General features: G+C 39.3%; 13 protein-coding genes. 5 read left to right on the top strand and 8 right to left on the bottom strand.

Going from position 1 to position 14,880, the window contains the following annotated elements:
- Positions 1–478 precede the first annotated feature (478 nt).
- The gene (crtD, locus tag ACFSKV_RS01600; protein ID WP_380799853.1) at positions 479–1,942 is read right to left on the bottom strand and encodes a 1-hydroxycarotenoid 3,4-desaturase CrtD; all 1,464 of its coding nucleotides are present in this window, start codon (positions 1,940–1,942) and stop codon (positions 479–481) included.
- Positions 1,943–2,333: 391 nt separating this feature from the next.
- Between crtD and ACFSKV_RS01605 the strand changes: the two genes are divergently transcribed.
- On the top strand, positions 2,334–2,546 hold the full coding sequence (locus ACFSKV_RS01605) for a hypothetical protein (RefSeq protein WP_380799855.1): 213 nt from the start codon (positions 2,334–2,336) through the stop codon (positions 2,544–2,546).
- Between the two features lie 1,616 nt (positions 2,547–4,162).
- On the opposite strand, the gene ACFSKV_RS01610 is transcribed toward ACFSKV_RS01605, so the two are convergent.
- A complete protein-coding gene (locus ACFSKV_RS01610) occupies positions 4,163–5,629 on the bottom strand; it encodes a glycine--tRNA ligase (RefSeq protein ID WP_380799856.1) in 1,467 nt (488 codons plus the stop codon).
- Positions 5,630–5,786: 157 nt separating this feature from the next.
- Positions 5,787–6,500 carry a pyridoxine 5'-phosphate synthase gene (locus ACFSKV_RS01615; RefSeq protein WP_380799858.1) on the bottom strand — a complete coding sequence of 238 codons (714 nt, stop codon included), beginning with the start codon at positions 6,498–6,500 and terminating at the stop codon, positions 5,787–5,789.
- Positions 6,501–6,560: 60 nt separating this feature from the next.
- Between ACFSKV_RS01615 and ACFSKV_RS01620 the strand changes: the two genes are divergently transcribed.
- The 4 genes from ACFSKV_RS01620 to ACFSKV_RS01635 all read left to right on the top strand — a co-directional run bounded on the left by ACFSKV_RS01620 (position 6,561) and on the right by ACFSKV_RS01635 (position 9,264).
- Complete coding sequence (locus ACFSKV_RS01620; protein ID WP_380799859.1) at positions 6,561–7,010, top strand: GatB/YqeY domain-containing protein; 450 nt, start codon at positions 6,561–6,563, stop codon at positions 7,008–7,010.
- Positions 7,011–7,014: 4 nt separating this feature from the next.
- The gene (locus tag ACFSKV_RS01625; RefSeq protein WP_380799860.1) at positions 7,015–7,560 is read left to right on the top strand and encodes a CvpA family protein; all 546 of its coding nucleotides are present in this window, start codon (positions 7,015–7,017) and stop codon (positions 7,558–7,560) included.
- Positions 7,544–8,140, top strand: coding sequence for an anthranilate synthase component II (locus ACFSKV_RS01630; protein WP_380799861.1), 597 nt, complete (start codon positions 7,544–7,546; stop codon positions 8,138–8,140). The genes ACFSKV_RS01625 and ACFSKV_RS01630 overlap by 17 nt, the downstream gene beginning before the upstream one ends.
- Before the next feature lie 86 nt (positions 8,141–8,226).
- On the top strand, positions 8,227–9,264 hold the full coding sequence (locus ACFSKV_RS01635) for a sialidase family protein (protein WP_380799862.1): 1,038 nt from the start codon (positions 8,227–8,229) through the stop codon (positions 9,262–9,264).
- Positions 9,265–9,344: 80 nt separating this feature from the next.
- On the opposite strand, the gene dnaN is transcribed toward ACFSKV_RS01635, so the two are convergent.
- The 5 genes from dnaN to ACFSKV_RS01660 form a co-directional block, all read right to left on the bottom strand.
- Positions 9,345–10,469 (bottom strand): DNA polymerase III subunit beta, encoded by a 1,125-nt coding sequence (gene dnaN, locus ACFSKV_RS01640; protein WP_380799863.1) that lies wholly within the window; start codon positions 10,467–10,469, stop codon positions 9,345–9,347.
- A gap of 156 nt (positions 10,470–10,625) precedes the next feature.
- Entirely contained in the window at positions 10,626–12,308 is a 1,683-nt protein-coding gene (gene gldG, locus ACFSKV_RS01645) for a gliding motility-associated ABC transporter substrate-binding protein GldG (RefSeq protein ID WP_380799864.1), read from the bottom strand.
- Positions 12,305–13,027 carry a gliding motility-associated ABC transporter permease subunit GldF gene (gene gldF, locus ACFSKV_RS01650; protein ID WP_380799866.1) on the bottom strand — a complete coding sequence of 241 codons (723 nt, stop codon included), beginning with the start codon at positions 13,025–13,027 and terminating at the stop codon, positions 12,305–12,307. The genes gldG and gldF overlap by 4 nt, the downstream gene beginning before the upstream one ends.
- A gap of 4 nt (positions 13,028–13,031) precedes the next feature.
- Positions 13,032–13,943: a gliding motility-associated ABC transporter ATP-binding subunit GldA gene (gene gldA / locus ACFSKV_RS01655; protein ID WP_380799867.1), complete on the bottom strand. Its 912-nt coding sequence runs from the start codon at positions 13,941–13,943 to the stop codon at positions 13,032–13,034.
- Between the two features lie 110 nt (positions 13,944–14,053).
- The gene (locus ACFSKV_RS01660) at positions 14,054–14,800 is read right to left on the bottom strand and encodes a hypothetical protein (protein ID WP_380799868.1); all 747 of its coding nucleotides are present in this window, start codon (positions 14,798–14,800) and stop codon (positions 14,054–14,056) included.
- Positions 14,801–14,880 lie beyond the last annotated feature (80 nt).

The raw sequence follows: 14,880 nt of genomic DNA on the forward strand, positions 1-14,880 counted from the left end.
CAAAATAGAATATTCAAGAAGAAACCAGGTATTCAAACGGAAATTCAGAGCAAAACTGAAATACTCAATGAATTACAAATCTATTTAATTACATTCCTTAACTTAACGGCATTAAATTACCAATTAGAAATTACCAAAATCCAAAAGTCCAAAAGTCCAAAATCCAAGCTTTAAATTCCGAAATCCTCATTCCAAAATATCGGTGAAAACCTTAATCCATTCACTTTTCAATTTCCACGTCGTGAAATTACTTGTCACTTTTTCAAAATAAATTTTAATTCAATCCCTTCAGGATTGTGATTATAATATTTATCCATTTTATCCCCACGTTTCACGTGAGGCTATTCAAGATTTAACCACTTCGTGGTTACAAAACTTCACTGAAACACCTTTTCGAAATCCGCCTTCCCAAATCCGAACTTTGCCCCCCCTTCCGAAATCCTCCTTTTAACTTTTTCCTTTTGCCTTGGCTCTTATGCTATCCAATCATCTCACTCATTATCTTCGCAGACAGCAGGCAAAGCGGAATACCTCCACCGGGGTGAACACTTCCCCCGCAGAAATAGAGGTTTTGGATGTCTGAAGAGTAATTGGCATGACGGAGGAAAGCCGCGTATTTATTATTGGAACTGTTGCCGTAAAGGGCTCCATTGGCACTGGAAGTTCTGCTTTCTATGGTTCTTGGTTCTAATACATCTTCTACTTCGATGAGGGGCTCGATGTCTGTTTTTAGGATCCGGTTTACCTTGGCTATGATATTTTTGCGGGCTTCAGCAATCATGCTGTCCCAGTTCTGGCCTTGATTATTGGGTACATTGATCATGGTAAACCAGTTCATGCATCCCTTTGGTGCATCATCTGATTTATAAACGGAGGTGATGTTGATATACACCGTTGGGTCTTCGTAGATGCGTTTTTTGTGGAAGATATGTTCAAATTCCGTTTGGTAATCTTCCGAAAAGAGGATATTGTGAAGGTCTAGTTCCGGGAAGACTTTTTTGATGCCCCAATAAAAAATAAGTGCGGAACTGGATTTAGGCTGGTTCAGTAATAATTTCGGTTGTTTTTGTTTACGGAGAATACTCTTGTAGGCATTCACCATATCCATATTATTGACCACAATGTCTGAAAAACGGTTATTTTCTTTGACTTTTACCCCTACGGCCTTTTTGTTTTCCACCAGAATTTCTTCCACTTTGCTGTTAAAGTGAAAATTGACACCCAGTTCCAAGGCCAATTTGTATAGGCTAAGGGTTATGTCGTGCATGCCTTTTTTTGGAAAAAAAGCACCGATGTTGAACTCCAGATGGGGTATGATGTTGAGGGTTGCTGGGGTTTCGTAAGGATTTGATCCATTGTAGGTGGCATATCGGTTGAATAGCTGCACCATTTTGGGGTTGGTAAATTGCTTTTCATTCGCTTTGTTCATGGTGCTGAAAATACCCAGTTTCCCCATTTTGAGATACGACTTCAGGGCTTCCTTATTGGTCCAGGTGCCAAATCTATGAAGAGAGCGGTGCATGAACAGGGGAGATAGGTGGTCGTAGATAAATGCTGAGCGTTTTAGCGCCTCCCTGACGTGGGAGGCCGGTTCTCCCAATTTGATCTCCACTTCATCGGCAAAGCGGTTGATGTCTCCCCATGCTTTGACATGGTTGCCATCTTCCCAAAAATAATGGCAGGCCACGGGTAGTTGGATATACTCAAAGTGCTCTTTGGGATCCTTTCCTGAAATTCGGAACAATTCTTCTACCTGTGCTGGTAAGGTGAAAAGAGAGGGGCCAGCATCGAAGCGATAACCTTTGATTTCGATTTCGGACAGTTTGCCTCCCGGGTAGGGATTGGCTTCAAAAACCACTACTTGAAACCCTTTATGGATGAGTCTGATGGAAGCTGCTAGACCGGCAATTCCGGACCCGATGACGATTGCTTTTTTGGACATAATGTAGTAACTGAATTATCGAAATCTGGTTTAGAAAGATTAAAAAACAAATTGATTTTAGATTTTCAATGATTTTTGGTAAATAAACTATAATTCTTTGATACTAATTCATCAACAGTTTACTCAGATATTAAATAATGGGGTTTTTTCCTTAATTAATATTCTAAATATTGTATTTTAAATACATAAAAAAGGAATACAAATAATTTTAAAAATATTTTTTAAATTTTTTTGACCCAATAACCAGTGTTTTAAAGCTATTTAGGCCATTTTTTAGAGAAGTGTCTGGTTTTTGAATATACATAAAAATGTTTTTTAAATATAAAAAATTGTATTTAAAAAAAATAATATTTAATTTAGCATCATCATATAGACCAAAATTTTTAGAGAAATGAAAAATTTAGCATCAAAAATTCGAATAACCTTAACTGTGGCGTCGGTTATTGTATTGTTGGATTCCTGTAAAGTAATAGAACCATTTGATCCTACTCCTTTTGCTTTAGAAACTAAGGAGAAAGAAAGAGTAAGTTTGGATTTTTCTGATACTGAAAGGGAAGAGGTAAGTTTAATCGTATCCAACTTAGAATCCGGAGGGGTCAAATAGATTTCCAAAAAAATAATAGGATTTTATAGACTTATGGAAATGAAAACCATTTTTGGTTAAATAGAAATACAAGCAATGAGGTTTTTTCTTAGTCTTTTATTAAAAGGACCTTTGAATTAATTAATTCAACTCAAAATATAATGGAGTAGAATCTCAATCATCAGAAAAACAAAATTCTTGGTAATAAAAATATTATTTTTTGATAAGCCCTAGTATACATGTTTAGGCCCCGGAGAGATCCGGGGTTTTTTTATTGCGGAAGTGGGATTTAGTCGAATAAGTAAGTGGCTTCACAATAGAGGGCACCGAAACGCTCCGCTTTCTTGAACCATTAAGAAATTCAGGTATTAAGGGGATTCATTAAGTGAATTTTTTAACCCCCATGGACGCAATGGGGAAGGAAAAAATCATTGGGCCCCATTGCGTTCCTTGCGGTTTTATCTTCACCACAGAGGGCCGGAGAGTACTGAGAAAAGTTCACGTAACAACCACGAAGTGCCTGCCTGAAGGCGAGGCAGGGTTAAACCTTGATTAGGCCTAGGTGAGGTTTACCGAAACCTAGGGTTGATGATTTCCTGCCCATCACCAGAGCCGGCGCTTTATATATATTCGAAGAATGAATGGATCCGCCGGCGATAAGAAATGCACCCCTCAGTTATCTTTTTTAACCGCCAATTACACGAAGGGGAGATGTCGTCAATCTTTGGGATCCCTTGCGGTTTATTCTTCGCTTCGGAGCTGTGTCGGGAAAGGAGAAGCTTAGCTTTTTTATAGGGTAATTTTAATGTTCATCAAATAAATAAAAAAAAATAAACAATAAAAAACGTTTTTTAAATACAAATATTTGTATTTAAAAAAAATAATATGTAGTTTAACATCATCAAATAGACCAAGGTGGAAAAACTCCATTGCGGATCTTTTTAAGATGCTTTGGAGTAAGGTTCCGACCATATACCTGATGGTATTAGGTTGGATATTAGGAAAACAAGAATTAGGTTCCCTGGAGCTCGGTTTTTTCAGCAAAGGGGAAATGGGAAGAACGTAAATCTATGAGCCATGAAAGCTATTATACTCCCATAAAGTGTATTGTTTGGGTTTCTTTTTTTGAGAATTGGCAGTACTCTTTAAAATAAAAATTGGGTTGACCTTATGAATTTCAAAGGAAACTCCCACTAAGGTAAGTGCAAATCCCAAATTTTAAATATTTCAAAACATGATAAAGGATAGGCACTTAACCAAATGGTGTTAAACGGTGCATATTTTTTGATCAACGTTATACAATAGGTGATTTAGAACCTATTAACGAAAAAATGGCCCGATTGGGATATTGAAATTTCCATGGTAATGAAAAGATCTGAAAACGGTTTTCGGTTCTAACTCAGGTCAATTATATCGCTGGAAATTTAGATTAAGTGTGTGATATTTTTTAAGCCCTAGTAAAACAAGAACCCCGGAGCGATCCGGGGATTTTTTTATTTTTAGATTTAACCGCAGATAAACGCCGATTCACACGGATAAAGACGCTTGATTTTTTACTTCCTAGCAACAATAGAAAATAAATATAAAACTTTTGCGAACTCTTGCATTCCTTACTGTTTTTTGAAATGAATTAACAATTACAGTTTCTCAAAGATTCTTCTGAAACTACATGCATCACTCAATCTTGCATGAAGTTCCGGAATAGCCACCCGTTCCTGTTCGGTGTTGTCACGGTGACGGATAGTCACCGTATTGTCTTCCAATGTCTGATGGTCCACGGCTATACAGAATGGAGTTCCGATCAGGTCCTGACGGGTATAACGCTTGCCAATAGAAGCAGCCTCCTCATAGATGATGTTGAAATCATATTTCAAAGCTTCCACAATCTCTTTCGCTTTTTCGGGCAAACCGTCCTTTTTCACCAATGGAAGAATAGCCGCCTTTACAGGAGCAATGGCCGGATGGAACTTCAGGTAAGTTCTCTGTTTGCCTTCTACTTCCTCATCCACAAAAGCATTGCACAAGGTCATCAGGAATAACCTATCCGCTCCAATAGAGGTCTCTATCACATAAGGAATATAATTCTGATTGATCTCAGGATCAAAGTACTGCTGCTTTTTCTTGGAGTATTCCTGATGGCTTTTAAGGTCAAAGTCTGTTCTGGAATGTATCCCTTCCACTTCTTTGAACCCAAAAGGAAATTCATATTCTATGTCCATGGCAGCATTGGCGTAGTGGGCCAATTTCTCGTGGTCATGCCTTCTCAACTTATCTTCTGGAATTCCCAGTGCCTTATGCCATTGCATTCGGGTATCAGCCCACTCTTTATACCAATCCAGTTCGCTTCCGGGCCGTACGAAAAACTGCATTTCCATCTGTTCAAATTCCCGCATACGGAAGATAAACTGACGGGCTACAATTTCATTTCTAAATGCTTTGCCTATCTGAGCTATTCCGAATGGAACTTTCATCCTTGCTGTTTTCTGAACATTCAGGAAGTTGACAAAAATTCCTTGGGCTGTTTCAGGTCTTAAATAAATGGTGGACGCATCTTCTGCCACTGATCCTACCTGAGTGGAAAACATCAGATTGAACTGACGTACTTCAGTCCAATTGGAAGTGCCACTGATAGGACAGAAAATTCCTTCATTGATAATGAGGTCCCTTACTCCCGACAAATCCTCAGCTTCCAGAAGTCTTGCCATGGCATTTAGGAGGTTTTGGCCTCTTTCTTTTTCCCCATTTTGAGCGTATTGAGCCGCTTTTTCCTCAATCAACACATCGGCACGGTAACGTTTTTTGCTGTCCTTGTTGTCAATCATGGGGTCATTGAAACTGTCCACGTGGCCGGAAGCTTTCCAGGTGGTAGGATGCATAAAAATTGCGGCATCTATCCCCACGATGTTGTCATTCAGACGGGTCATGGTTTCCCACCAAAGACGCTTGAGGTTGTTTTTTAATTCCACCCCGTAAGCTCCGTAATCATAAACCGCTTGTAGGCCATCATAGATTTCGGATGAAGGGTACACAAAGCCATATTCCTTGGCATGTGCGATAATATCTTTCAGTTGCGTATTTTCCGCAGTTTGTTCAGTTTTTGCCATAGCCCGCAAAATTAATTAAAATGACTGAATAGCATAGGTAAATTTACAATTGTCAATTTACAATTGTCAATTACAAAAGGTCCCAAAGTTAAAACAATATTTTTTTCAAACGCTTCTAATTTTGTAATTGTTAATTGGGAATTTATCATTGTAAATTCTATTCCAACTGCCTTCTGTACATCTGAATCGTATTTTCCAATCCGTAATAGAGGGCATCGCAGATCAGGGCGTGTCCGATGGAGACTTCATCCAGGAAAGGAATGCTTTCTTTCAAAAACTTCAGATTGTGCAAATCCAGGTCATGTCCTGCATTTAGCCCTAAACCTAATTTCATGGCGATATGGGCCACTTCTACATAGGGTTTAACCGCAGCATCTCTGTCAAGATGGTAAAGGGAAGCATAAGGCTCGGTATACAATTCCACCCGATCTGTACCTGTACTTTTAGCCGGTTCAAAATACTTGGCTTCTGGATTGATGAATATGGACACCCTGGTGCCAGTTTCATGCAGTTCCGCTACAATATCTTTCAGTAATTCCTGGTGAGCGATGGTGTCCCAGCCATTGTTGGAAGTCAGTACATGGGGAGGATCCGGGACCAAAGTGGCCTGAGCGGGTTTTACAGTCCGAATGATGTCCATAAAACGTTTGTCCGGATAACCTTCGATATTGAATTCGGTGGTCACCACCTTGGAAAGGTCCAGTACGTCCTGATAGCGTATATGTCTTTCATCCGGCCTGGGATGCACGGTGATGCCCTGTGCTCCAAAGCGCTCGCAGTCCAATGCCACTTTCACCACATCCGGGTTATTGGCTCCACGGGCATTTCTCAAGGTGGCGATTTTATTAATATTCACACTCAGTTTGGTCATTTTTCTAAATTAAAAGGTATTTTTGTGCAAATTTACACCTATAACACAAAGAACAAGAAAATGAGTTTAAAGGCAAGTGTAGAAAGTGAAATTAAAAATGCCATGCTGGCTAAAGACAAGGACAGGTTAAGGGCTCTGAGGGCCATTAAGTCTTTGATATTATTGGAAGAAACCAAAGGAGGAGCTTCAGGAGCTATTTCCCAAGAGGATGAGTTGAAATTGCTTACCAAGGCTGCCAAGCAAAGGAAAGATTCTGCTGATATTTATAAGCAGCAAAACAGGGAGGATTTGTGGGCTGTGGAAATGGCAGAATTGGAAATCATCAATGAGTTTTTACCCAAGCAATTGTCTGAAGAGGAATTGGAGACTGAACTGAAAAAAATCATAGCTGAGATAGGTGCGGAAGGTCCAAAGGATATGGGAAAAGTGATGGGGGCGGCTACAAAATCCCTCGCAGGAAAAGCAGATGGGAAACTGATCTCACAAAAAGTTAAATCCTTATTATCTTAATCTCTTGAACGCACTTGACATTGTCATATTGGTTTTTTTAGCATTGGGGGCTTACAACGGTTACAAGCAGGGGCTATTTATCAGTATCCTGTCCATTGTAGCTTTTGTAGTGGCTTTGATTTTGGCATTTCATTTTATGGATTGGGGTGCGCAAATCCTTGCTGAAAAAGTAACCGAGCTGACCTTTGGCCTTCCTTTTATGGCTTTTATCCTTATATTTTTAGGAGTGATATTCATCATCCGGGGATTGGCATTTTTAGTGAAGAAAACCTTGGATTTTACTATTCTTGGTTCTGTGGACAGTTTGGCCGGCGGAATTTTAGGAGTAGTAAAAACTGCCTTTATCCTCAGTTTTTTTCTTTGGGTGGCCACTTCCTTTGATTTCAAAGTGTCTGAAGATTGGGTAAGGGACTCCAAATCATACATATATATTGAACCTATTGCCCCTGTTATCGTCAATTTTGTGGATGATTATACCCCAGTGATCAGCCGTTCGGTAAGTACCATACAGGAATTGGTCAAAAAAACTACTGATGGTCTTATTGATTGATAATTTCGATTCTTTCTCCCATATGCTGGCGGATTATCTCAGGCAATTGGGTATGGAGCTACATATTGTCAGGAATGATGTTGATCCCACCCAATTGCTGAACTATGAATGGGAGGCGCTGATATTGTCCCCTGGTCCGGAATCACCTCAAAAAGCGGGAAATCTCATGGGAATTTTGGAGCATTTTGTTTTTAAGATTCCCGTTTTGGGTATATGTCTTGGCCATCAGGCTATAGGGGAGTTTTTTGGTGGGAAATTAGTAAAAAGTCAGCGTCCTGCGCATGGAAAAGTACATCGGGTCTACCGTCAAAATATTCACCCGCTATTGGAAAATTTCCCGGAATCTTTTGAAGTAACCCGATATCATTCTCTGGAAATCCAGGATCTACCGGAGGATCTGGAAGTGTTGCTTCGAACCAAAGAAGGAGAAATTATGGCTATAGCACATAAAAATCTTCCTGTTATTGGTATCCAATACCATCCCGAGGCATATTTGACACAATTTGGGTTGGAAATATTGAATAATTGGTTAAAACATTGTAAATCAGTTGTTCACACTGAATTAGAGGAAAGTAAATAATCATTTTTTTTTTATCCTTTATTCCAAATTCATTTTTTATCTTTAAAGACATACCTTGATCCATTATGTATTTGAAAAGCCTTAGTATGACCCTGTTCCTTCATTTTGGAATAGGGATATCTGTTTATGCCCAGTATCCCTTTTTCCAAGATCTTGATCCAAATATTGAAATTCAGGAGTTTATTTTTGAAGAAAACAAACCTTTTGCCCAATGTCATGCTTCTTCCATTGAAAGTCTTGGATTCGGTAATTATATGATAGTATGGTTTGCCGGAACCAGGGAGAAGGATGATGACGTGGGGATTTGGATGTCAAAAGGAAAACCTGGAAGTTGGTCAGAACCCAAGCAATTGGTAAAGGTCAGAAATGACGCCCATTGGAATCCGGTCTTATTCAATTCTCCTGAAGGCAGGTTATTCCTGTATTTTAAAGTGGGGAAAGAAATTGATGATTGGGAAACCTGGGTTCAACATTCCGATGATCTGGGAGAGAGTTGGTCTAAACCAGAGGAACTCGTAGATGGGGATAGAGGTGGAAGGGGACCTGTGAGAAATCACATGCTGGTGTTGTCAGACGGCACTTGGCTGGCCCCAGCATCTATTGAAAAGAACAGGGTATGGAATGCTTTTGTGGACCGGTCAGATGATGGTGGAAAAACATGGATGTCTACTGAAACTTTGATTTTGGATAGAAAAATTATCAAGGGTGAGGGGGTCATTCAACCGGCATTATGGGAATCAAAACCCGGACAGGTGCATATGCTTTTAAGAACTTCTTCGGGAAAGATCGGGAGGAGTGATTCCAAAGACTTTGGTAGGACATGGTCCCCTGTAGTATTGACGGATTTACCCAACAACAATTCAGGAATAGATGTAGTCCAGATTTTAGGGGAAACCATTGCACTGGTATATAATCCTGTAGGAAAAAACTGGGGACCTAGATATCCGATACAACTGTCTATTTCCTATGATAATGGACATACCTGGCCTATCCATGAGATTCTGGAAGAGGGACAGGGAAACAATGAGTTTTCGTATCCATCCATAATTTTTGAGGATGGGCATTTGATTCTTTGTTATACCTGGAACAGGGAGAATATCCGTTTTGTAAAAATAAAATTATAATGCAATAGAATAGTTTAATCCTTATAAATGAAAAAGCCCGAACTTGAAAGTTCGGGCTTTTTCCTTTTATAACTGCTAATTTATACGTAGTTGTTCAACATCACTGGCATAACCAACATCAATATATCTTCATTGTCAGAAGATTCAGAAGGTACGATCAGGCCTGCCCTGTTAGGAGCGGAGAACTGAAGAGTGACTTGTTTGGAATCCAGGTTGTTAAGCATTTCCACCAGGAATTTGGCATTGAATCCAATTTCAATATCCTCTCCGTTGTGGTCACAGGAAAGTCTTTCGTTGGCTTCGTTGGAGAAATCCAGGTCTTCGGCTGAAATCTGCAATTCACTTCCTGTCAATTTCAGTCTGACCTGATGGGTAGTTTTATTGGCATAAATGGCAATCCTTCTTAATGAGCCTAGTAAGTCCAATCTGTCAATGGTCATGTGGTTGGGATTGTCCAACGGAATAACGTTTTCGTAATCCGGGAATCGCTCATCGATCAACCTACAGATCATTTTAATGCTGTTGAATTTGAAATAGGCATTGGAACTGTTGAATTCCATGGTTACCGGAACATTTTCCGATGGCAAGGTGGATTTCAGCAAATTCAGGGCTTTTCTTGGAATGATCAGACTTGCCGCATCAGCGGAAGCAACATCCACTCTTCTGTATCTTACCAACCTATGTCCATCTGTGGCGACGAAGGTAGCATTGGTACTGCTCAGGTTGATGTAAACACCCGTCATAGCAGGCCTTAATTCATCATTGCTTGTGGCAAAAATGGTATTACTGATAGCACTGCTTAATACTTCTGTGGACATATCAACTGCAGTGGCATTGGTAACAGTGGGTATTTTAGGAAAGTCAGTGGCGTTTTCACCGGCGAGTTTGTAACGTCCGTTATCAGAACTGATTTCAATACTGTAGGTATCATGGTCAATACTGAAAGTAACCGGTTGCTCCGGTAAATTTTTTAAGGTTTCAATTAGAATTTTTGCAGGTACTGCTATGTTTCCGTCTTCTTTTGCTTCGACATCGATCTCTGTCATCATGGAGGTCTGCAAATCAGAGGCAGTAATGGTCAGTTTTCCCTCTTTGATTTCAAAAAGGAAGTTTTCAAGGATTGGAACTACGGGATTCGTGGTAACTACACCGTTGATAGCTGAAAGCTGCTTCAAAAGGGCAGAAGAAGAAACAATAAATTTCATATTGAAAGGGCTTATGTTTTTGCTTTAAATTGAACAGGGTAAATTTATAAATAAAATTATAAAAGCAGCCGATTGCTATCAAAAATCCTTAAAAACAATATTCTCCTATTAGGTGTAGAATATTTATTAAATTTGGTTGGTAGCAATTGGGTTATTTTATTGTGCATATTTCCTTTTTCTGATATTAATCCAAAGTATCCCGACCAATGTGAAGAAAATTATGGGAGAAAGAATATTGATCAACTGCCATTTGGTCTTTTCCTCTTTGACCTTAAATTTGTTCAAAGGGCGTATTTGGTAGGTTTTCGTTCGTGTTGCGATGATTCCTTCCGGATCGATCAGGTAATTGATACTATTTTGGAGCAATTGTCGGTTTGCAAATGTGGATGCATTAAATGGATCCTCTCCCAAAGGGAGGGGATTTCCGTCTGTAAAATTAAGCTGGCTTTTGAATAAATTACCTGAGCCGCTTACGATCACCGTCCCATTTTCCGTAGCTTCCTTAAAACTGTTTTTGTCCATACCATCAGGTAAAAAGCGGTTTTTATAAAAGGAAGTAAAGCTTCCCTCCAAGAGGTAAAGAAGAGGAAGATTTTTAGATTGAAACTCATTGAGGTCGGGGCCTTCGGTCATGTCTTCAAAGGCCAATCTCACAGGAGCTGCCAGTTTTCTGCTAAAATCTGAAGTAAAAATAAGAGGTGTTTTTATTACCCCCTCTGCTTTTACAGTATCCATGGAGCTCGCAAAGCGAAACATTACCTGATCCAATCCTTTGGTGATAGGGTGGGGTGCCATTCTGCCCGCAGCCACATAAAATGGCCAAGGAAGAGGGATAAGTTGTTCCTGGTCACCAAAATTTCCAGCCATTACCGGATGGTATCCAAAATTCATGTCCTGAATGAAATCTTTATTGACTCGGATTCCATAACGAAAAAGTAATTGATCCAGGCCATTGTCAAATGGCATGGCCACGGTACCGGATCCACCTGCGTCTTCCAAGGTATATGTTAATGCATCTATTAAAAAAATCAGTTTCCCTCCCCGCATCAAAAACTGATCAACCAGGTAAGTTTCTTTCTCTCCATAAGCTTGCTTTGGTCCTGCGATAATCAGCACATCGAAAGGATCCAGGTCTTCAATTTTATTGGCCTGCTCCATGGGAATTTTGTACACTTCATAGTCATCCACCAGACTTTCTACGATTCCAAACCCATCATCTTCATCCATTTCACCTTTGCCTATCAGGATTCCTACAGCATATTGTTGTTTGTTGATGAGTTTTCGGATGGCCTGAATCAGTTCAAATTCCAGGTTTTCAATGGACTGATTCAGGATTTGCTCTGGTCCCATTCCTTTCTCTCCTTTCAGCAGAAGGGCGCCTGTTTCAAATTCTTCATTTCGTACTAAAACTCCAGGGAAAATCAATTTGCTCTTTTGGCCTCCATCTTCATTTACAAAAAGATTGGTGGGGTTAATCCCATATTCTGCCAGTCCTACTATATAATCTTCGCGGATGTCTTGAGGAAGACTCAATGGATCTTGATAATTGAAACTTATTTTTTTGCTGCTGTAGGCATTAAATGTCCGTATAGTTTCTTCAATGGAGCGCTGCAGTCTCCGCATACCCCCTGGCAATTTCCCTGTGAGTAAGATTTCCATTTCAATGGGCTCTTCCAGGGAACCTAAAACTTCAATCGTGGCAGGATGAAGGCTGTACCTTTTTTCTTCGGTCAGATCAATTCTAAAAGGCAAGAACCTGGCAACCAGCCATATCAAGACTATGGATCCTAAAAGTAATCCCCAGCTTTTTAAGGATGTATTTTGGTTGCTTTTTTTCATTTTCTTTTGATCATTAAACCCGTTAATCCCAACATGATAAAGATAACAGTAAGGAAATAAGCCAGATTTTGGGAATCGATTACCCCTCTGCTCATACTTTGATAATGGAAACTCAAACTTAATTCCTCCAGAAAAAGGGCGAAGGGACTCATGATATTTAATTGTACCAATGCGGTCAAACCAAAATACAGGAGAAAAGAAATGAAGACACCCCAGATAAATGCAACCATTTGATGGGAGGTCAAAGAAGAACCAAAAATCCCTATCGAGGCAAAAACAGCCCCAATTAAGAACAATCCAATCCATGAACCAAAAAAACCTGCTTGGTCCAAATTTCCAACCGGATCGCCCAATTGGACAATGCTGTAATAATACATCAAAGTTGGAAGTAGAGCGATAAAAATCAGGGTTAAAGAGGCCAAATATTTAGCTAAAATTACTTTACCTGGATTTAGAGGGGAAGTGATAAGGAGCTCCCAAGTTCCGGATTTTCTTTCTTCTGCGATCATTTTCATGGTTATGGCCGGAACCAAAAAATTAAAGACATATGGAGTGTAGATAAATAAGGGTTCCAGATCAGCAAATCCATATTCTAATACAGAAGTATCCGGAAATACCCATACAATCAACCCTAAGGAAACCAGAAATACCCCTAGAATTAAATAACCACTTAGGTTACTGAAAAATGCGTTGACTTCTTTCCAATACAAGGACCACATGTAGCTATTGTTTCGTGATTTGATGGAAAATGCTTTCCAGATTTCTTTCCTGTTGTTGAATGCTGATCAAAGTCAGATCTTTTTCCTGTATGAATTGCAAAACTCGTTTTCTGGAAGCTGCCACCTCATCTTCAACCGATATAATTATAGATTTTTTATTATCTGTATTGAAACTGACTTCTCCAAAATCAACAAACCATTCAAGTTCCAGATTCTCTTCTGTTTCGAGTAAAAGTATATTTTTCCCCATAATGGATTTGAGGTTTTTCAAAAGGTCTGAGGCTACGATTTTTCCTTGATTGATAATAACTACCTTGTCACAAATTGCCTCTACTTCCTGCATGATATGCGTACTTAGTATAAGGGTTTTGTTCTGACTGATGTCCTTGATCAGTTTTCTGATCTCCACCAGTTGATTTGGATCCAAACCAGTTGTTGGTTCATCCAAGATTATTACTTCAGGGTCATGGATAAGGGCTTTGGCCAAGCCCACTCTTTGTCTATATCCTTTGGAAAGCTGTCCGATTTTCTTGTCTGATTCTGCTTCCAGTACGCAGAGTTGAATCAGTTCATTGACACGGCTTTTTATTTGGGTTTTTCCCATCCCATAAATTCCTCCAATGAATTCCAGGAATTCTTTGATATACATTTCAAGGTAAAGGGGGTTGTGTTCTGGCAGATAACCAACAAGCTTGCTTACCTCTTTCGGGTTTTTCAAAACAGAAATACCATTAACCAACACATCACCTTCATCAGGCACTAAAAATCCGGTTGCTATTTTCATCGTGGTTGATTTTCCAGCACCATTTGGTCCCAGAAAACCCAGTACCTGGCCCTTTTCAGCATAAAAAGAAATGTTATCAAGGGCCCTTTGTTGGCCATATATTTTTGTAAGTTCTTTTACTTCTAAGGACATGGGATTAGGTTATGCAGACAAATTTAATGACTGCTTTGAATTCACAAAAAGAAATTGCCTTGTCTTAGAGTAAAGACTTAACTTTAGTTTCAGAATTTTTTGATGAATTATTAAAACCTAAAGCCAAAATTGGCAACATACCTGAAGCCGAAATTGGTGGTTTTGAATCCTCCTGTTCTTTTGATTTCCCCTGGTTCGATAATCCCTTCAAAACCTGGTACTCTACCACTGATGGCCTCATTCAAGGCATCAAAGAATGCTTGCTGTTGTTCAGGGTCCAAGTCAGTTTTAATGTTGGTTTTTAAATCATACCAGCCGTATCCCGGTCCTGCAAGTACCAGATCCAAGGTGAATCTTTTCCAAAAAATAAACTGATAACCCAATTGAAATCCTACAATGGTATTGTTAAGTCTAAGGTTAAAATCCATGTTGCTTGTTACTTCATCGTAAACTACATTCCATCGTACATCCCTGTTTAAATAATTGTACATGGCATAAGGCCCAATATAGACTCCTCTTGGGGCTTTATGTTTGTTTTCTTTCAACAGGTAAAACCTGTAGTCTCCTACAATATGAAAGCCGCTTTCTTTTACAGTCCTATTATCCAAAACCTCGAATTCCTCGGTGTTGATTCTTCTTAGTTCAGGAAGAGAGAATCTTCCAACATTTATTGAGAACGATCTTTTTTCGTTCAATACCCTTTCATATCCTAAGGCCAAGAATCTGTCCCCGAATAATAAGGGGCTGCTCATGTTGAGTCTGACCGTATTTTTTAAATCTTTTTTTGGTATACTATCCTGGCCATAAACACCAAAAAGTACCAAAAAAAGGAGAGGAAAAAGGCTTATAGTTTTCATGTCTGTTTTTTTATTAAAGTTACTTTAGAAACCTTGAATTTTATCAGTTTCAGGTCAAAAAATAATGTTTCTACTATTTA

The sequence above is a fragment of the Shivajiella indica genome (assembly GCF_042683085.1).
GTDB classification, from domain to species: domain Bacteria; phylum Bacteroidota; class Bacteroidia; order Cytophagales; family Cyclobacteriaceae; genus Shivajiella; species Shivajiella indica.

Coding starts and splice junctions, on each gene's coding strand:
- ACFSKV_RS01620 (WP_380799859.1), top strand. CDS start 6,561: ATGAGTTTAAAGGCAAGTGTAGAAAGTGAAATTAAAAATGCCATGCTG.
- crtD (WP_380799853.1), bottom strand. CDS start 1,942: ATGTCCAAAAAAGCAATCGTCATCGGGTCCGGAATTGCCGGTCTAGCA.
- ACFSKV_RS01635 (WP_380799862.1), top strand. CDS start 8,227: ATGACCCTGTTCCTTCATTTTGGAATAGGGATATCTGTTTATGCCCAG.
- gldG (WP_380799864.1), bottom strand. CDS start 12,308: ATGAAAAAAAGCAACCAAAATACATCCTTAAAAAGCTGGGGATTACTT.
- dnaN (WP_380799863.1), bottom strand. CDS start 10,469: ATGAAATTTATTGTTTCTTCTTCTGCCCTTTTGAAGCAGCTTTCAGCT.
- ACFSKV_RS01605 (WP_380799855.1), top strand. CDS start 2,334: ATGAAAAATTTAGCATCAAAAATTCGAATAACCTTAACTGTGGCGTCG.
- gldA (WP_380799867.1), bottom strand. CDS start 13,943: ATGTCCTTAGAAGTAAAAGAACTTACAAAAATATATGGCCAACAAAGG.
- ACFSKV_RS01660 (WP_380799868.1), bottom strand. CDS start 14,800: ATGAAAACTATAAGCCTTTTTCCTCTCCTTTTTTTGGTACTTTTTGGT.
- ACFSKV_RS01610 (WP_380799856.1), bottom strand. CDS start 5,629: ATGGCAAAAACTGAACAAACTGCGGAAAATACGCAACTGAAAGATATT.
- ACFSKV_RS01615 (WP_380799858.1), bottom strand. CDS start 6,500: ATGACCAAACTGAGTGTGAATATTAATAAAATCGCCACCTTGAGAAAT.
- ACFSKV_RS01630 (WP_380799861.1), top strand. CDS start 7,544: ATGGTCTTATTGATTGATAATTTCGATTCTTTCTCCCATATGCTGGCG.
- gldF (WP_380799866.1), bottom strand. CDS start 13,027: ATGTGGTCCTTGTATTGGAAAGAAGTCAACGCATTTTTCAGTAACCTA.